This window comes from Streptomyces sp. NPDC054783 (assembly GCF_053611725.1).
This window is the reverse complement of sequence record NZ_JBSHAY010000002.1, coordinates 423,296-442,349: the sequence shown is the minus strand read 5'-3', so window position 1 is coordinate 442,349 and position 19,054 is coordinate 423,296. Positions and strand designations below refer to the sequence as shown.

The 19,054-nt window shown below is 66.0% G+C and carries 10 protein-coding genes; 9 read left to right on the top strand and 1 reads right to left on the bottom strand.

The annotated features are described in order from the left end of the window. Positions 1-470: 470 nt before the first annotated feature. The 8 genes from ACWGJ5_RS06250 to ACWGJ5_RS06215 all read left to right on the top strand — a co-directional run bounded on the left by ACWGJ5_RS06250 (position 471) and on the right by ACWGJ5_RS06215 (position 15,716). Positions 471-3,926, top strand: a complete 3,456-nt coding sequence (locus ACWGJ5_RS06250) for a helicase-related protein (protein WP_453308604.1) — start codon at positions 471-473, stop codon at positions 3,924-3,926. Next, the gene (locus tag ACWGJ5_RS06245; protein ID WP_453308603.1) at positions 3,926-5,824 is read left to right on the top strand and encodes a hypothetical protein; all 1,899 of its coding nucleotides are present in this window, start codon (positions 3,926-3,928) and stop codon (positions 5,822-5,824) included. Before ACWGJ5_RS06250 ends, ACWGJ5_RS06245 begins: the two co-directional genes overlap by 1 nt. Before the next feature lie 99 nt (positions 5,825-5,923). After that, entirely contained in the window at positions 5,924-7,504 is a 1,581-nt protein-coding gene (locus ACWGJ5_RS06240; protein WP_453308602.1) for a hypothetical protein, read from the top strand. A 295-nt stretch (positions 7,505-7,799) separates the two neighbouring features. Beyond that, positions 7,800-9,284 carry an ATP-binding protein gene (locus tag ACWGJ5_RS06235; protein ID WP_453308601.1) on the top strand — a complete coding sequence of 495 codons (1,485 nt, stop codon included), beginning with the start codon at positions 7,800-7,802 and terminating at the stop codon, positions 9,282-9,284. A 67-nt stretch (positions 9,285-9,351) separates the two neighbouring features. Next, on the top strand, positions 9,352-12,144 hold the full coding sequence (locus tag ACWGJ5_RS06230) for a Z1 domain-containing protein (RefSeq protein WP_453308600.1): 2,793 nt from the start codon (positions 9,352-9,354) through the stop codon (positions 12,142-12,144). Beyond that, on the top strand, positions 12,141-13,154 hold the full coding sequence (locus ACWGJ5_RS06225) for a PD-(D/E)XK motif protein (protein WP_453308599.1): 1,014 nt from the start codon (positions 12,141-12,143) through the stop codon (positions 13,152-13,154). The genes ACWGJ5_RS06230 and ACWGJ5_RS06225 overlap by 4 nt, the downstream gene beginning before the upstream one ends. Next, positions 13,147-15,159, top strand: a complete 2,013-nt coding sequence (locus ACWGJ5_RS06220; protein WP_453308598.1) for an AIPR family protein — start codon at positions 13,147-13,149, stop codon at positions 15,157-15,159. The genes ACWGJ5_RS06225 and ACWGJ5_RS06220 overlap by 8 nt, the downstream gene beginning before the upstream one ends. 8 nt (positions 15,160-15,167) lie before the next feature. Then, positions 15,168-15,716 (top strand): very short patch repair endonuclease, encoded by a 549-nt coding sequence (locus tag ACWGJ5_RS06215; protein ID WP_453308597.1) that lies wholly within the window; start codon positions 15,168-15,170, stop codon positions 15,714-15,716. 10 nt (positions 15,717-15,726) lie between these two features. Here the strand turns inward: ACWGJ5_RS06215 and ACWGJ5_RS06210 are convergent, their stop codons facing one another. Continuing rightward, positions 15,727-17,640: a DNA cytosine methyltransferase gene (locus tag ACWGJ5_RS06210; RefSeq protein ID WP_453308596.1), complete on the bottom strand. Its 1,914-nt coding sequence runs from the start codon at positions 17,638-17,640 to the stop codon at positions 15,727-15,729. Between the two features lie 480 nt (positions 17,641-18,120). Between ACWGJ5_RS06210 and ACWGJ5_RS06205 the strand changes: the two genes are divergently transcribed. Beyond that, positions 18,121-19,035, top strand: a complete 915-nt coding sequence (locus ACWGJ5_RS06205; RefSeq protein WP_453308595.1) for a DUF5655 domain-containing protein — start codon at positions 18,121-18,123, stop codon at positions 19,033-19,035. The last annotated feature ends 19 nt before the right edge of the window (positions 19,036-19,054 follow it).

The following is a 19,054-nucleotide window of genomic DNA, read 5'->3' as shown; positions in this document are numbered from 1 at the left end:
ACCGTCCCGTCCTCGCCTAGTCGGACTTCCGCAGGCTCTCTGATCACAACCCCAGGATGCCACGCCGCCGGCCAGCGCCGCCGCCCGGCAAGGAACATGACAACGCCGCCATGCGGCGCTCCACTCGTCCAACTGGTGTCGAATTCAGACATCGCGCGGTAAGGATCACGTCAGATCCGATCAACTTGGCATAGTTGCTTGTGACTTCATATGCCTGCGTCCGATGCTGCTGAGGTTCGGAGAAGCAGAAGACGTCCGGCCATGGCGTCGTGCCATGGCGGCTTCTGACTCGCGAACCTTGGAGATCCCGTGGACACGCATGTCCCGCGGGCCGGTTTTGCATGTCCGCCCGGACCGGCACGCCCTTCTGAGCCGTCTCGGCTCTCGCCTCACTCCGCATGTGCGAGCAGGCATCCCCTCCCCCTTCGTCTCCTGTCGGCGGAGTACATCGGACCCGACGGGGAGGCGCGGTGACCAAGCCTCCGTTCGAGCCGAGCGTCGCCCAGCAGACTGCCCTCGTCGACCACCTCGTCAACGCGGTGGTCACCGACGCGACCGGCGAGGCCCAGGGCGACATCTGCCTCGGCGAGCCTCCGAGTGCTCGCTACTTCATGGAGAGCCTCGGCCCGCACGCCGTCGAACCTGGTGGAGCCGCCCCGCGCTACGGCCGCACGACGCCGGACAGCCTCGGGTTCGAGTTCGAGGCCGAGAACGCCAGCTCCATCACCGTCAAGGCGCGGGCATCGTTCTACTACGCGGCTGTCCCGACTCGCGCCCAGCAGCTGGAGTGGGCAGGTGAGCGCGAGGAGCCGTACCGGCTGGCGCCGCTGTTCAAACGACTCGGTGTGACGGTCGGGCCGGTGGAGATCGTTCTGGGACACGAGGCCGGCCTGCGTCAGACCCTGGAACGTGAGTTCCAGCATGCCTTCGACAAGGCTGTGAAGCAGGCCCTCCAGGATCCTCGGATCGACCGCCGTGTCGGGAACGACCGCCGAGAGCGGCTGGTCCCACCTGCCGCAATGGCAGACGACGGGGCCTTCGAGCAGTGGCTGGCTCGGGAGGTGGGCGGGCACCCGGTGGTACCGTCCCCCGCCGCGCACGTCGTCGTCACATCGAGGCCAGTGGCGTCCGGACGGCTCCGTGTGACCGCGACGCTGCAGAACCTCGCCACCGATCCCGTCGTGACCGTGCAGGGCCGGGGCAGCAACGCCGGCCGTAACCGTCGCGACGAGGCCAGGGACAACTCACTGTTCCGTGCCGGGCTGGAGGTCGAGGGCGACCGTCTCCTGCCCATCGTGATGGACCTCGGTGCCGACGCCTACCGCTACTCGGGAGAGCTGGGTGCGTACGCGAACAACTGCGGCGTCGAGCCACGGTGGCACGAGGGTCGGCTCGTGGCAGTGCGCAGCGTGCCGGTTCCACAGCATGACACCCACCGCGCCGTGGCCCGGACCGATGAACGCTGGGGTTACGCGACGCTCGCCGCCGACCCTCTTCCGATGCTCGACGACCTCGCCGACGAGATGGAGGCGTACCTGGAGACGCCCGCCTGGAGCACGGTGGATCTCCAGGACAGGCCTGATCTCGCCCACCGCAAGGAAGCCGACCGAAAGGCCGCATCACTGGAGGTCGCCCGCTTTCGTGACGGCATTGCGTGGCTGCGGCGGGACAGGCGCCTCCTGACAGCCTTCCAGCTCGCCAACGAGTCCATGGTGGAGCTCAACAAGAAGCGGAAACGGCCGAGCCGGGGGTGGCGGCTCTTCCAGCTGGTGGCCATTGTCAGCCAGCTCGGTGCACTTGCCTGGCGGGAGCACCCGGAGGACCTCTTCACCCCAGGGCTCTGGGGTGAAGAGAACAACGTGGATCCGACCGAGGCGGCAACCGTCGTCTGGTACCCCACCGGAGGCGGCAAGACCGAGGCGTATCTCGGCCTGGTGCTGGTGTGCATGTTCTACGACCGTGCCCGAGGGAAGAGGGTCGGGGTCTCGGCCTGGTGCCGCTTCCCTCTCCGGCTGCTGACTCTGCAGCAGACACAACGGCAGCTCGACGTCGTCGCCGCCGCGGAGACGGTCCGCGACAAGAACGCCGCTCTGCTCAGGGAGGTCGGCGGCGACCCCGGGTGGCCCTTCTTCATCGGCTTCTACGCCGGTGGGGGCAACACCCCCAACTCACTGACCGCAGACCGGATGTTCGACCGCCTTCGCTCAAGCGAGGAGGAACGGCACGCGTACCGACTTGTTCACGACTGTCCTTACTGCGGTGAACGATCGGTCCGCATCCCGGCGCCGGATCCCCAGCGGCTCAGACTGGAACACGTCTGCGGCAACGAACAGTGCGGGAGCGTCCTGCCGATCGTCGTCGTGGACACCGAGATCTACCGCTACCTGCCGACCGTCGTGGTCGGAACCCTGGACAAGCTCGCCAACATAGGGCTGTCGGACAAGTTCGGTGCACTCTTCGGCGATGTGGACTGCTGGTGCCCTCCGCACGGCTTCGGCCGAGGCGGAAAGTGCCACGAACGTCACGCGCCAGGCCATCCGAAGACCCCTCTCAAGCCTCTCGGCGAACCCCTCTACGACCCCTCCCCCTCTCTGGAGATCATCGACGAGCTCCACATGGTCAACGAGGAACTCGGTGCGTTCTCCGGGCACTATGAGGGTCTCTTGGCGGAGGTGCAGCGCACCCTGTCGTCCAGGCAGCGGCCCGACGGCCGGGGTGTCCGGATGAAGGTGGTCGCCACCACCGCGACCATCCGTGGCGAGGACCGTCAGAGCGAACACCTCTTCGGCCTGCGGTCGGTGGTGGTGCCACTCCCCGGGCCCAACCTCGACGAGAGCTTCTACTGGCGGCTCGACCGGAGCCTTCCGCTTCGCCGATTCGTGGGAGTCATGCCAACTCGCGGAACGGCGGAGATGACGTTGGTCAGAATCCTGACGTCCGCCCACCGGGCACTCTGGAAACTCGATCGCCGACAGGACCTTCCCCCCGCTCTCGCAGGCTGGCCGGAGGATGAGCTCCGCGATGTCGTCGACCTCTACCGTACGAGCCTCACCTACGCGACCACGCTCGTCGACTTCGGCCGTATCCGCCGTTCACTGGACACCCAGGTCAACGAGGCCCTGCGCAGGGAGGGCTTTCCCGACCTCAAAGTGGCGGAACTCAAGGGCGAAACACGTCTGGATGAGGTCCGCGGTGTCCTGGACGACCTGGGTAGCACCAACGGCAGCACGGGCATGGTCGTCGCAACGAGCATGGTCAGCCACGGGGTCGACGTGGACCGGTTGAACCTCATGCTGTTCAACGGCATGCCCAGGTCCATGGCGGAGTACATCCAGGCGTCGTCAAGGGTCGGCCGGGCCTACCACGGCCTCGTGTTCATGCTCTTCAACCCGGTGAGGGAGAGGGACCGCTCGCACTACCGCTACCACGGGAAGTTCCACGAGTACCTGGACCGCATGGTCGAGCCGGTGGCCATCAACCGCTGGAGCAGGTTCGCAGTGCGCAAGACCCTCCCCGGGATACTGATGGGACACCTTCTCCAGATCGCGAACCGCGACTGGTGGCGGGCAGGCAACGCTCCGAGCCACCTCCATGACCTCTCGAAGATGCAGGCCGCCCTGCGTGATCCATCCAGCGGAGGTCTCGACGGTGTCCAGCTCACCGAACTGCTGGAGGCCCTTCACACCGTCTTCCAGTCGAAGCGCCCGGAGGGGCAGGAACTCCACAGCGACCTGGAGGACATGGTTGAACACGCCCTGGCCAGCCTCCGCTCCGCCGGCGCCTCTGCCGGTCTCGCGGGTGGGAACAACCGGGGGTACCGCGCGACGGGCGACTACCTGGGTCTCGAGCACCGGCCCATGACAAGCCTCCGCGACGTCTCCGAGGGCATCCCGTTCCACATCGTGTCCGACGGCAGGAGGTCGTGATGGCGTTCAACCCCAGGAACGACGACATGGCCCGTGACCGGGGCCAGGTCCTCTACCGATACCGTCCTGGTCAGACCTTTGATCACCGCGGCGGCTACACGGCCCAAGTGGTGCAGTTCGGGCGTGACGAGGAGTTCGACGGCCCCTCGCTCGACAGGGAGCATCTGGTACAGGAGGCGATGCGGTTCGTGCGTAGATGGCGGGCCGCAGGGCGTGCCTTCTCCGCAGGGACCGACCGGGCACCGGAGTTCCCCGGGGACGAGGACCGGCTCGCCGACCGTCACTACGAAGTCGTGGTGCCGGGCAAGGTCTTCTGCCGCATCTGGCCCCGGGTGGTGCGCTGCTCCAGCAGTGGGTGTGGACACGTCTGGACAGCCAGTGACCCGCGCCCCGGAACGGACGACTGGCCGCCGGCCTGCCCCGCCTGCGGCAACCCTGTTGGGAACCGGCAGCTCCAGTTCGTCTTCGCGCACAAGTGCGGCGAGATGTCGCCCATGTACCCGCCGAGCAAGTGCCCCAGGGGGCACACACGCTTCAGGCTCGACGACCGTGCCAGTCGGTTCCGTGACTTCCGATGGGAGTGCATGACCTGCGGCTTCCCTCTGGGCGTGCAGTGGAGCTGCAGCAACTCCTCGTGCAGCTATCCGGACAAGTTCATGAACCCGCTCCTCCACACTGCAGGGACCGCGCATGTCGGCCAGGGCCTGACACTCGTGAACGTGACCACGACCGAAGAGGCCACCCGGCAGAGCAACCCCCTGTACACGGCTGCCGTGCTCGGCTGGTGGCTCGGTGAGATCACCGAGGACGAGTTCCGCCGACTCACGGACGGCCACACAGTTGACGTCCCCGACGAGGTTGTCGAGAGCATCCGTGTGATGGAGGAGGCCGGCCTGCACGACCAGGCGCGAGCACTCCGAGCACGTTTCATGCCGGTCGAGGTGGACCATCTGCGGGACCGGGTGGGCAAGGCGCTCGGACTCGACACCGAGAGCGACGACGCACGCGGGCTCGCGGCCGAGCTGCACACCTACCGCCGGGTCCTGAACCTGGAACGTGTGGGCGTACCCCGTCTCCAGCGAGAGGCACGCAACGCCGAACGCCTAGCCCTGTACAAACGATATCCCGGCGTCCTCGCCTCCGCCGGTCTCGGGCAGGAGACCTGTCTGGTCAGTGATCTCCCGATCACCTATCTCGCGATCGGCTACAGCCGGACAGGGTTCAGCCCCGAGGAGGCGGACCTGGTCCCGTACCGGGGGCGGGCCACACGAGGAGCCCCCGAGAAGACCCTCGTCTACGCCCACCCCACCGAGGCGGAGGCGCTGCTCTTCCCGGTGGACCGGGAGCGGGTATGCCGGTGGCTGGTCCGCAACGAACTCGTCAGTCGCAACACCCTGGACGAGGCCGGCGGCGTCGCCAAGTGGCTGGTGCACCAGCTTGGGCCCAGCGACGGCAAGGCCCTCTCACACGAGACCCGTCCAGAGCCCGGACACCCGGACCTGCCGGTTCACGACCTGTTCGGGCTGCTTCACTCCCTGTCCCACCAGCTCCTGCGAGCCTTGGCAGTTGACAGTGGTTACAGCGAGACGAGCCTGTCAGAGTACCTCTTTCCCTACGACCTGGCCTTCGCCATCTATCCCAACGGGGGTAGCGACTTCAGTCTCGGCGCCATGCGGACGGTCCTCGAACAGAACCTGGACGCAGTCGTCAGTCGCGCCGTCGACAACGACGCCTGTCTGTACGACCCGAACTGCATGATCACGAACGAGGGCGCGGATCACGGCTGCCTCCAGCTTCCGGAGACGGCCTGCCAGTTCTGGAACCGGAACCTCTCCCGCTGGCACCTGTTCGGCTCCCCGGACGGCTCCAGGATCGGGTACTGGGATCCGACCCTGTGAGCTCAAGGGGGGCCGGAACGGCGGTCTGCCCGCCACCGGCCCCCCACCACGGCTGAGGACCCAGCCACCCACCGGTCTGGGACAAGTAGGAGTCCTTTTGTGAAACCCGAACTGGAGCTTCTGGACACCGTCACCAGTGCCCGTGCCCAGGTGGAAGCCCACCCAGCCTGGAACTCCGGGCCGGAGCGCATCTACGACCTTCTGCGTACAGCGACCAAGCTGCGCGCCATGGAGATCACGGCAGGACTTGTGTCCGACCTCCCCTGGGAAAGCGTTCTGGCCCAACTTGTCGCCTGGCACCATGAGTTCCCTGTCGGTTCGGGGCCGTGCGACGAGAGGTCTGCCACCGAGGTCACGGCTCTTGCCGCCATGGCCCAGCGGCTGGATCACCTCGAGACCGGCGTGCGATCGGGCGCCTACCAGGTGCGTCTGTCAGGTGGGAAGTTCCGCGTGCGCCATCGCTGGAACCCGTCGGTCGAGGTAGCCGACATGATCCTCGCCGAAGCCGCGACGCCCACGCTCCTTCCAAAGCTCTCCGAGGCAGAACGCCGATGGATCTCGACAAGGTCCGTCGACTCCCGTAGTGGTCCACCGCCGGCGGTGCTGCGGGCGGCCGTTGACCGCGCCACCGAGACGATCGAGGCGTACCGGCAGGCGGTGCCCGAGGGGCAGGTCCCCGACACGTTTCCCCTTGGCGAGGGGATGACGGCCGGGGACATGGTCCGTGTTCTGGCTGTGATCATGGCCGTTGCCTCACTGTGTGAGGAGACGGCACACAGGCTTGCGAGACTCGAGTCAACCCTCGCCCACCTACGAGTCCCCCAGCTGATGAGTCTTCTAGCGGAGTTCTGCCCCACCGTATCGACGGCTCACCAAGCCCTGGCGGTGCAGAGGCTCACCTACCGTGCCGGTCGCTCGTACAGAACCTCTCCACTGGTTCAGTACGGTGACACCTTGATCATCTGTCCGCCTCTGGTAACCCCCAGAGCGGTGGACGCGATCATGCTTCGTTCTGCTGCCCACAACCCCCGGAGCTTTGGCTCTGTCGGGCGAGAGCAGGGGGAACGTGCGACCGCATGGGCTGACTGGCTGCGCGCGACTCCGGGCGTCCTGGTAGCCGAACGGCTCCCTGCCACGAGAGCAGACGGCCGCTCTGCTGGTGACCTTGACGTGGTTGTTGTGGACCCGGCCAAAGGTGTCGGCGTGTGCATCGAGATCAAATGGCCCATCGAGGCGGTCTCCTTGCCCGAGGCCATGAAGGTCGAGAACTGGGTCACCTCCGCTGCCCGCCAGCTTGACCGTCTGAGAGGAGAACTTCGGTCGGGCACGGCCAGAGTTCAGTTGCCGGACGGATGGCCGGCTTTCGACTCGATCGACTGGACGTGGTGCGTCGGTACTCCGCAGCAGCTCTGCCTGCGCCCCCTGCCGGTGCCGGAGATGCACGCCACCTCCCTGCGGTACGTACAGGCACTGGGAACGCCACCCGGCCTCGACGCCCTCGTGGACATCTTGGTGAAGCCGGACCTACCACGTGAGGGAGAGCATTTCGCGGTGTCCAAGCGGTCATTCCCGGTTGGGCGCCGCCAGGTGCACCTGGACACGATCGGTGTGTCCACAGACCGTTGGCGTCCCCACTTCCGCACGGAGCCGTTGAGGCAGCCGGAGCGCGAGAACGGATGAGCAGTCACGAGCGGCCGGGCTACATCCCCGCGACAGCAGGACCCCACCAGCCGTCGAGGATCCTGGGAGTGCCGACTCGAATCCCTCTACGCAGCGAAAACATCGCTGCTCCACGCCTCTGGATTCACAAGCCTTCAACTACCATGGATCCTGGGTGGGGCATCCGCGCTCTCGGGGATGGGGAATGCAGAGGGAGACGGCCTCTTACAAGGCTGTCGTCCTTCACGGTCTTTGTGACATCGGACGGCCACACACACAACCTCTGGCCGACGGGGGCATGGCACGAAGAATGAGTGTGAAGTACGAGGACTACGTGGTCGCCGCACCCGACCCGGCAGGCATGGTCGCCTCGCTGAGCTCTCTTGGCTACTCGCTGGAAGCAGCTGTCGCCGACCTGGTGGACAACAGCATCTCCGCCAAAGCGCGGCGTATTGACGTGGAGTTCACCTGGGCGGGAGGGAACTCCTGGATTGCCGTGGTCGACGACGGCGAGGGGATGACCGGCGAACAGCTCGTGACCGCCATGACGGTGGCCGCTCGCGGCCCTCATACCGTTCGCACGAGTACCGACCTCGGCAGGTTCGGGGTCGGCCTCAAGTCCGCCTCGTTCTCGCAGGCACGGCAACTCACCGTTGCCAGCTCTGCCGGCGGCGAATGGAGCATAAGAACCTGGGACCTGGACGTCGTCGAGGCATCGGGCAGGTGGCTGCTGCGTTGCGGGGCGGACACGGAGACCACGGCCCTGATCGACCGTCTCCGTGACGGTGCCGCCAAGGGCACCATCGTGGTCTGGCGACGCCTCAGAGGATTCCACTCCCAGGAAGTGGGAGAGGCCGACGAGAAGGTACAACAGCAGTTCTACGCCGAGGCCGAGCGGACCGAGTCCCACCTGGGAATGGTTTTCGCCCGGTTTCTCACGGGTTTGGGCAGGCGGACCATACGCGTTTCCGGAACCCCCGTCGAACCGTGGGACCCGTTCCTGGTCACACACCCTTCCGTGCAGCGCCTGCCAGTCGAACACCTGCCGCTCGGAGAGGACAGCGTCAGGGTGGAGGCGTTCGTGCTTCCCAGCGCCCAACGCCTCTCGGAGCACGCCTACGACCGTGCCGCCGGACCCGCCGGGTGGCTCGGGCAGCAGGGGTTCTACGTCTACCGTCGCGACCGTCTGATCCTTGCCGGCGACTGGCTGGGACTCCCCGGCATGCGCCGGGAGGAGCGGTTCAACCTGGCACGCATTGCTGTCGACATTCCGGTTGAGACGGACACCGACTGGGGAGTCGACGTCCGCAAGGCCAGTGTTGTGCCCCCTGTTGGTCTCCGTCGGCACCTGCGTCGAATCGCGACGCAGGCACGCACACGAGCAGCTGAGGTGCTCCGGCACCGTGGGCGCGTGTCCGCCCGAACGCATGGTGATCCACTCCTCTACGCCTGGACTGTCAAGCGGGAGAACGGTCAGGTCAGCTGCAGGATCAACCGAAGCCACCCGCTCGTACGGGAGTTGCTGCAGGCCGGTCGCGACTCGGCACCGGAGGTGAAGGCTCTGGTCCGCCTGTTGGAGGAGACCGTGCCTGTCACGGCGCTGCGCGCCCTGCACGAGACGGACTCCGAGGACGACCCCGTACCCTTCGGCGGCGCCGACATGGCCCCGCCAGAGGCTGTGCAGGTCGCCGAGCAGGTCTACAGGTCGCTCGTCACCCAGGGACGCTCGCCCAGCGCGGCCCGGGACAGGATCCGCGTCATGCCGCCCTTCGACCAGATGAAGGGCTTTTGGAACGACTGACGCCTGGTTGTCAGTGAGCACCCCTACTCTTGCTCCACACCAAGTTCGTACGCCTCGGAGGCAGTTCGTGAGTAGCACCCCCGACGACACCTTCGCCGTGGCTCGCCGCGTCGCCCTCGCCATGCTGCCTGTGGACCGCCAGGCGTCGCCGGAGGAAGTGACTCTCGCCGTGAACGCGGTCATGGGAATGATGGCTGCCCAGGGCAAGGTCCTGGACCGTGACCAGTTCACGAAGGACCTCCAGGAAATGGTCGCCGTCTACCAGGAGATCTCGTCCGGTCTGCACGACGACGTCGGGCACAGGGCCTGGTTGCCGGACGCGAAGAACGACCGGAGCTGGGACTTCTGGGATCGGTACCGGCTCTATCTCGAGGATGTCCGCAACATGCCCCGCCGGGTGGTGTGGCGCCTCGACGAGAGCACCGACGAGGTCCTCGGTGAGCTGGAGGACCCGCAGCGTGAGGGCTCATGGCGCCGGTCCGGCCTCGTGATCGGACAGGTCCAGTCGGGAAAGACCGGTCACTATATCGGTCTCGCGGCCAAGGCGGTGGACGCCGGCTACCGGCTGATCGTCATCCTGGCCGGCATCCACAACGACCTCCGCAGCCAGACCCAGCTGCGGGTGGACGAGGGCCTTCTCGGGTTCGACTCCCAGCACCTGATGCGCTCCGACGAGGCGGGCGCCAGTCGCCGACGGATCGGTGCAGGCGCTATGTCGCACGCCAAACAACTGCCCAGCGCCTCACTGACCAACAGCTCCGAGAAGGGCGACTTCGACCGCAGGACCGCAGCCAAGGCAAACCTGCCCATCGGCAGCTTCCCCGTCGTGCTCGTGATCAAGAAGCATCGCAAGATCATCGACAACCTTCGCGAGTGGGTCACGAGCACCCACGGGGAGCACGATCCCGAGACCGGTAGGGACATCGTCCGCAACGCACCGCTGTTCGTGATCGACGACGAGGCGGACAACGCCTCGATCAACACGTCCAAGGATGCCGACACCGATCCCTCGAAGATCAACGCCGCTGTGCGCAAGCTTGTGAACAGCTTCGACAAGGCCTCGTACGTCGGCTACACCGCGACTCCGTACGCGAACATCTACATAGACCCGGACGTGAACCACAAGGAGTACGGGCCGGACCTCTTTCCCGAAGGCTTCATCCGCACCCTGCGCGCTCCCTCGAACTACCTGGGGCCCGAGCGCGTCTTCGGTCTCCGGACGGACGACGTGGAGGAGGACGACGTCGAGCCGCTGCCCCTGGTCCACGAGGTGAACGACGCCGACGGCTGGCTCCCAGGCAAGCACAAGTCCGGTCACGAGCCGGCCGACACGCTGCCTGCCTCGTTGAGGAAGGCGATCCACTCGTTCGTCCTCTCCTGCGCTGCGCGCCGTGCGCGCGGTCAGCTGACCGACCACAACTCGATGCTGGTCCACGTCACGCGGTTCACAGCCATCCAGAGCATCGTCCGCACACAGATCGACGACTTCCTCCGGCTCATCAAGGACAGTCTCCGCGACCGCCACGGAAGCGCGGCAAGCACACGGATGGAGGAGTTCCGGGATCTCTGGGAGAAGGACTACGTTCCCACCACCCGCTACTTCACCGCGGACGAGGCGTCCCGTCTCACCTGGGACGAGGTCGCCCCGCACATCCTGCCCGCGCTGCGGAAGATCGAGGTCAAGGCCGTGAACGGAGCGGCCAGGGACGCTCTCGACTACTACGAGCACCGCAGGACCGGGCTGTCGGTCATCGCCGTCGGGGGTGAGAAACTCTCCCGAGGGCTGACCCTCGAAGGGCTCACGGTCAGCTACTACCTCCGCGCCTCGAAGACCTACGACACCCTGCTCCAGATGGGTCGGTGGTTCGGATACCGCCCCGGTTACGAGGACCTCTGCCGCCTGTACACCACCGCATCCCTCAAGAGGGCGTACGTGGAGATCACGGCGGCGACTGACGAACTGCGCCGCGAGGTCGAGGAGATGGCGGCCCTGCGCCTCACCCCCCGTCGGTTCGGGCTCAAGGTCAAGGCATCGTCGCTGGGGCTCGGAGTCACGGCTGCCAACAAGATGAGGAACGGCACGAAGGTCCTGCTCAGCTACTCGGCCGAAGGTCCCGAGACCGTGCTCTTCAATCTGTCGAAGAAGGCTGTGGACCAGAACTTCGAGACGTTGAAAACGTTCGTGAGCAGGTTGGACGTCGTCTCAAGCCCCAAGGTGGAGTCGCCTGGCGACAGTGTGGTCTGGCGGGACGTTCCGCCGGAGGAGATCGTCTCCGGGTTCTTCGCTGCCTACCAGCCCGATCGTGCGGCGCAGAGGGTGCGACCGGCGTTCATCGCCGAATACATCCGCAAGTGCGCCGCGGTGGGGGAACTGGGGAGCTGGACGGTAAGGCTCGTGGGCAAGAAGCCTGCGGATGCCCCCGTGTGCGTTTCCGGGCACGAGGTCGGGATGGTCACACGTAAGCCGCTGAACGATCCGGAGAGCGAGGGCCGGTACACGATCCGCCGGGTGCTGAGCCCGACCGACGAGAGCCTGGACCTGGACAAGGAGCAGTACGACATCGCACTCGCCAGGACCTGGAAGGCTGCCGAGGGAACGACCACCAGCAAGGGCGAGCCCAGGGACCCCAAAGTGCCCGCCGGCCCCCAGGTCCGGTACCAGAGGCGCCCCGACCAGCCTCTGCTGCTGATCTATCCCGTCCAGCCGCCGGCCTACGGGGATCTGGATCCCAAAACGCCGCTGGTCGGCTTCGCGGTGAGCTTTCCCCGCTCGCGCCACCAGGAGAAGACCGAGTACGTGGTCAACGACATCTGGATCAAGGAGGACATCGAGACCTACGACGAGGAGGAGGACGAGTGACGATCACAGAGGGCGACTGGATCGAGCTGGAGGACGCGCCCCAGGCCACACCGGGTCGGTCCATGCGTCGCATCCACTCGAGATCGCCTCATGACATCTTCCTGTCCGTCTCCCACCCTGGTCGTCGACGGATGCTGGTGTTCCAGGCGGAGGCCACCGCTGCCGAGGGCGTTGTCCGTTCCCTGGGACGACTTCCGCAGACGGCCGGCCTCGAGTTGTCGCTGACGTCCCTGTCGCGCCACCAGTACGAGCTGCAGGTGGTCCTCACTGCGGACGATCTGCGGGAGGTCTTCACCCCGCTCGTTGCGGACATCGCCGCGACAGCGAAGGACGAACCGACCACTCTCGAGGCTCTCACCGCGGTTGTCAGCCGGTTCGGTCACTGGCAGAACCTTCTGCGTTCCGTGGGCCGCGACGGCCTTGGGACGGAGGCACGGCGCGGTCTCTTCGGCGAGGTCCTGGTGCTCAGGGAGCACATGGTGACTTCGCTTCCGCAGTCCGAGGCGGTTGCTGCCTGGACCGGTCCCACCGGCGCCAACCAGGACTTCCAGTGCCCGTACGTGGCGCTTGAGGTCAAGACGACCACCGCGAGGAACGCCGGAACGGTGCGCATCGCCAGCGAGAGGCAGCTCGACGGCGCAGGAACGCCCTCGTTGCTGCTGGCGCTCGTCACGCTCGACGAAAGGCGTGGAGGGCTCGGGCAGAGCCTCAACGCGCTCGTCGACCAGGTGCGGAACCAACTCGCCAACCCCGGCGCACGAGCCCGCTTCGACGGACTGCTGATCCAGGCCGGCTACCTGCCAGGCCAGCGCGAGCTCTACGACGAGCCGCGCTACACGCCTCGTGACCTGCGGTTCTGGGAGGTGCGCGACGGATTTCCAAGAATCGTCGAATCCGAACTGGCCCCCGGCATAAGCGACTGTGCCTACAGTCTGGCGCTCTCAGGGCTCGACCAGTACCGCCTCAGCGACACCGAGGTGGGCGATCTGATCAGGGGAAAGAATGAGTGAGCTCGACCAGGGCGCGTACGCCCGCCAGCTCGTCGGCGACGTCCTGGCGACCGCTGAGGCCGAACGCACAACCACTCCCGAGGCGTTCACGGCGCGGGTACTCGAAGAACTCGAGGAGGCGGGTGTCGTCAGCAACACGTACACCGCCTACCACCGGTCCCACGGTCTGGAGGTACACGGTTACGGCGCAGGGGAGGACTCCGGCCGGCTGGACCTCTTCATCACCGACTTCCGGCTGTCACCGCTGGAGGACAAGCTCACGCGCGCGCAGGCCGAGTCCCGCTTCAAACGACTTCTGACGTTCCTGCGCCGCTGTCAGAACGGCCTGCGTCAGCACATCGACGAGTCGTCGGACGTCTACGACATGTGTGACGCGGTGGAGAAGGCACTCACCGACGTCACGCAGATCCGCCTCTTCCTGCTCAGCAACTGTGTCAGCACTTCGACAGCTTCAGGCCCGGCCGAGTTCGAGGGCATCCAGGTTGTCCACGAGATATGGGACCTGCCCAGGCTGCACCGGCATGCGACTTCCGGCACCCTGAGCGAGCCCATCGTCGTCACGTTCGATCCTCCGCTCCCCTGCCTCTCCGCACCGAGTACGGAGGCGGATCACTCCGTCGCTCTCACCGTGCTTCCCGGCGACAGGCTCGCCGACCTCTACGCGGATTACGGCACGCGGCTGCTCGAACTCAACGTGCGTTCGTTCCTGCAGGCAAGGGGTACGGTCAACAAGGGAATCCGGGAGTCGCTGCTGCATTCACCGGGTCGCTTCCTCGCCTACAACAACGGCATCACCGCGACGGCCTCCCAGGTGGAGTTCGCCGAGGGGGCCGACGGCCAGCACCTCGGCATCTCGAGGATCCACGGTCTGCAGATCGTGAACGGCGGCCAGACCACGGCCTCGCTCCACCACGCCAAGAAGCGGGACAAGGCGGACCTGACCAACGTGCGCGTGCAGATGAAGCTCACGGTGGTCTCGCCTGAAAGACTGATGGAGATCGTCCCGAGAATCTCCGAGTACTCCAACACCCAGAACAAGGTGACGCTGGTCGACTTCAGCTCCAACCACGAGTTCCACGTCGACGTGCAACGGATCACTCGCTCCCTCTGGGCTCCTGCCGTAGACGGCAGCGGGCAGGAGACCCACTGGTTCTACGAGCGTGCGCGCGGGCAGTACGCCGACGAACTGGCCCAGCTGACAACTGCGGGGCAGAAGCGCTTCAGGACGCTCTGGCCCACGCGGCAGAAGTTCACGAAGGCCGACCTGGCGAAGTACGCCCATTCATGGGACCAGCTGCCGTTCCTGGTGAGTCGGGGAGCCCAGAAGAACTTCAACGAGTTCATGATCAACCTTCGCAGGCAGCCGGTCGACGTGGACACGTCGTACTGCCAGCGGATCATCGCGAAGGCCCTCCTCTTCAAGGCGGCGGACGGCATCGCTCGTAGCCACGAAGCCGGCAGCTACAAGAGTGCGATCACGACCTACACCGTGGCCCGCCTCTCCCTGGCAGTGGGGAAGCGGATCGATCTCGACGAGATCTGGCGTCGGCAGTGGGTGTCCGAGGCACTCACGGACGCACTCGACGATCTATGCCCAAAGGTCATGACTGCTGTGACCCGCCCTCTCAGGGGCACGCACATTGGAGAGTGGGCCAAGCAACCGGCCTGTTGGGACGCCGTCTCCCGGGTGCGGTGGACGGTGCCTGAGGCCCTGGAGGCCGAGCTCCCGGCTCATCCTGTGGAGGAACAGCAGGAAGGCACTACCGACGGTGCCGACACCAACACGGCTCAGGAGGCAGTTGCGCAGATCCCCCTGACGCAGTGGGCAGGAATCACGCAGTGGGCGAGGGCAACACGTAGTCTGGAACCATGGCAGCGTCAGTTGCTGCAGGTGGCGGAACGGCGACTGCAGGTGAACGAATCGGTTTCGGAGGCCCAGGCGATGCAGCTGCTGCATGTACGCAGTGAGGCTCTCCGTCTGGGCTTCACCCTCGACGAAGCGTAGGGCACTCGGTGACCTCACCATCCGCGTCACCCGACCGCTCGGCGCCCTTGGACAGCCAGCCCGAGCACGGCGCCCCCGGCCAGCCGTCTCCTCTCGGCGGTGGAACCGGCCATTGGGTGAGTACGGCGAAGGGGGAGCACCTGAAGGGGCGGCGTGTACGCGACACGGCTCCCGAGGTGGCGCTCCGTCGTGTTCTTCACAGACTCGGCTTCCGGTTCCGCCTGCACCGACGCGTGGCACCCCGATGCACCGCGGACTTCGTACTGCCGAAGCACCACATCGCCGTCTTCGTCGACGGGTGCTTCTGGCACGGCTGTCCGGAACACGGAGCTCGTGAGTTCCGCGGCCCGAACGCCCCGCGGTGGGCGGAGAAGATCAGTACGAACCAGGCCCGTGACAGGCGGAACAACGAGGCCGCCCGGGAGTCCGGCTGGGAGGTCGTCCGGGTCTGGGAGTGTGAGATCCGAAAGGACCCCGAGGCTGCGGCCCAGAGGGTGGCAGAGCTGACCCGGGCCGGCGCCACAGCCCCGCGTACGATCTCCTCAGATCACGCGTGACGCTGCGAGGTCAGAAAATCGTCGGCGTCTCCTCCTTGCGAGGGCAGAAGGCAGCAAGCGGGCACTCCGAACACGTCGTCTGCTGCTCTCGACAGAGCTCTGCGCCGATCAGCCGGATCGCGGCCATGCGGACGGGGGCATGCTCTCCCGCGCCCAGAAGCTTGACCAGGTTGACCCTGCCCTCACTGAGGCGGTTCTCGTGATCCGTCCTGACCCCGTTCATCCGGGCGGCAACGCGGATCGTGCCCTGCCCCACCAGCATTAGGTCCTCGCCGATCAGCAACCTGTACAGCGACTCCTCGGCTGGCTTCATTGCCAGCTTGGCGGGGACTTCGGACTGGTTGTTCGGCTTCCAGGCCGCCGGCTGGTCCACCAGCGGTTCCAGGCGGTCGATGCGAGCTCGTACGGTGGCGTTCGGAGCCGCGCCAACCAGCTTCTGAAAACCCGTAACCGTAAGCTGCTTGGACCGTCGCACGACCGCCATCAGCGCGGCCCGCTCCTCCGGCTTCATCCTCGTTCCGGAGATCAAAGCGGCCACAGCGGCATGGAACGGCACGGGCTCCTCGGCAGGGAACTCATACCAGTCGTTGGCCTGGCGCCGCTCAAGCGCCCATGCCGTGAGTGCCTTACGGACCTGCTGCCAGTGAGGGTTCAGCCCAGCACCCGCAGGAGGCTTGGCTCCCTTGACCGGCTTGAGAACCTCTGCCGCCGCCTTGCCCAGCATGGGCGGCACCGCGTTCCCGATCTGACGGAACGCATCACTCCGAGTGCCTGCGAAACGGAAGCCGTCAGGAAAGGTCTGGACGCGGGCTGCCTCACGCACCGTGAGCGTCCGCAGTTGCTCGGGATGGATGTACCAGTAGCCGTCCTTGGCGATGTGAGCGGTGATCGTCCGGCTGAGGTCGTCCCAGGGTAGCTTCTTGTACTTGTCGGTGTACTGCTCGGCGTTGTACCGCTGGAACTCCCACTCCTCGGGGTTGAGTTTCTCGCGCAGGTCCGAGTACAGCGTTGTGTGGTCCATCACGGAGAAGATCCTGTAGTCGTCCTTTCGGACCCTCCGGGTCATGTGGTCCCAGATGAGGCCCTCCGGGGCGCCTTCGCGCATCTTCTTGGCGAAGGGCGAGATGTCGGCGGGCTCGCTGTAGGCCATCTCGCGCTCGCCGACCCGCTCCAAGGGCTCGACTTCGAGTTCGGGAAGATCGCCGATGGCGCTTCGAAGCGTCGTCCGGACAGGTTCGGAGTCACCCCACTCGAACCGGTCCACATCGTTCCTCGCCAGCAGTATGAGCCGCTTGCGATGCTGGGGGACCCCGTAGCTCCACGCGTCCACGAGCCTGACCTGGGTCGCGTAGTGGAGCTCCTCCAGTTCCTCCTCGATCGTGCGGATCACGGAGAAGTCGTCGCTGAGCCCCATGTCAGGGACGTTCTCCATGAGGACGACCCTGGGCCTGATCTCCTTGACAACGTCCAGGTACGACCGCCACAACTTCTTACGGTGGTCCTCCGGATCCCGGTTGTGGTTGGCCACGAGATCACGGATCTTGTTGCGACCGGCCCTGCTGAACGGCTGACACGGCGGCCCTCCGGCAACCAGGTCGATCTTCGCTGGTTCGAGCAGCTTCAGCAGCTTTCTGCGGTTGGCCGGATCCCCGAGGTCCATGTGGAGGCTCAGACCGGGGAAGTTCGCACGATGGGTTTCCAGCGCTCGCTGGTCGAAGTCGACTGCAGCGGCGAGCGTCCATCCAGCCTGCTGAAGGCCGTAACTCAGGCCACCCGCCCCGGAGAAGAGGTCAACGGCAAGCCTCTTGCCCTTGCCGAAGGTTTTCAGCCACTTCCCGAAGTCCTCCGGGGTGCAGCTGTTCTCGTGCGGGTCAAGCTCCAGGTAATCGCTCCGCTCGAGAGGCACACCGTAGTGCCCAGCCACAGTCCGACCTCCGTCACAACGACATAAACGAGCACCAGGACATCACACAAGGGCTGGTCAAAGCAAGATTCAGAGGCCGTTGACCTCGGTGTTCCGCCTGCCCTGCATGCAGCTGTCGGTGCTCGTACGAGCTGTGGAGGTGTACCGATCCCCCTGACTTCGCGTGAACGGCCTGGTGCGCACTCAGAGGGCCAATGATAAGGGACGCGTGTGACGCAAGGAGTGTGGAGTTCGTAACTCGTCCTGGCGGGTATTCCGCCGCCACCGAGCACGCTCACAGGCGCCGACGTGAGCGTTCCAGCGCCGGCAGAAGGACACCCGACCGCTTGAACTGCATCACGTTCGCGACCAGCACCGCCCAAGCACCTCTCGCGCGCATCTCGGCATGCGGCCGGACCGAGCTCCGATGTCCCGACCGGAATACCTGCCTGCCGCGATCGATTGTTCGTTCCGCAGTGATCAAGGTGGCACGGGAGGCTCATGAGCAACCTAAAGGTCTTCAGGGTGAGAGACGGACAGGCCACGGAGGTGCCGGGGTCAGCCGTCGGGGTGGAGGCCGAGTTGCAGCGGCTGATCGAGGCCAACATGGAGGTGATGCTCGGCATCCGGTTCCTGGCGACCGAGTACCGCACCGGCCGTCACGGAGGCCGTATCGACTCCCTCGGCCTGGACGAGAACGGCACGCCCGTCATCGTCGAGTACAAGCGCAACCGCGACCAGAACGTCATCAGCCAGGGGCTCTCGTACCTGTGGTGGCTTCACGACCACCACCACGAGTTCGAGAGCCTGGCCCGGAAGAAGCTCGGAGACGAGGCGGCCGAGGAGATCGACTGGACCGCTCCTCGAATCGTCTGCGTTGCGGGGGCCTTCACGCACCACGACACGGTGGCGATGGAGATGATCGGCCACCGGATCGACCTCGTGACGTACCGGGTCTTCGAGGACGTACTCACGCTGCAGCTCATCGCGTCGGCCGGCGGCGCCCGCACCTCCCCGCGGGGCGGAACGTCGGGCTCGGTCCGTACTGCGTATGCTGCGCCGAAATCGGTCCATCAGTACCTCGACGAGTCGTCTCAGGATCTGAAGGAGCTGTACGCAGATCTCGACGAGCTGCTGCTGACGCACCCGGGCGTGCGCAAGGAGCCCCAGCTCCACTACATCGCCTACCGGCGGATCAACAATGTCGCCACACTGCGCCTGCAGCCACGCAACCGGCTGCTCGTGGTCAATCTGAAGTTGGATCCGGACACGGTGGAGCTGCACGACGGCTTCTCCCGCGACATGCGCGGCGTGGGGGTCCTGGGAGTCCGTGGCGGCGTCGAGGTCCGGATCGGCTCGCGCGAGGACCTCGTGCGGGCTACCGATCTTATTCAGCGGAGCATCGAAGCTGGGTGACTCCCCATTCATGAGGAGG

What these genes read in the sequence shown, in the direction of transcription:
- ACWGJ5_RS06245 (WP_453308603.1), top strand. Translation starts at nt 3,926, where the DNA reads ATGGCGTTCAACCCCAGGAACGACGACATGGCCCGTGACCGGGGCCAG.
- ACWGJ5_RS06220 (WP_453308598.1), top strand. Translation starts at nt 13,147, where the DNA reads ATGAGTGAGCTCGACCAGGGCGCGTACGCCCGCCAGCTCGTCGGCGAC.
- ACWGJ5_RS06205 (WP_453308595.1), top strand. Translation starts at nt 18,121, where the DNA reads ATGAGCAACCTAAAGGTCTTCAGGGTGAGAGACGGACAGGCCACGGAG.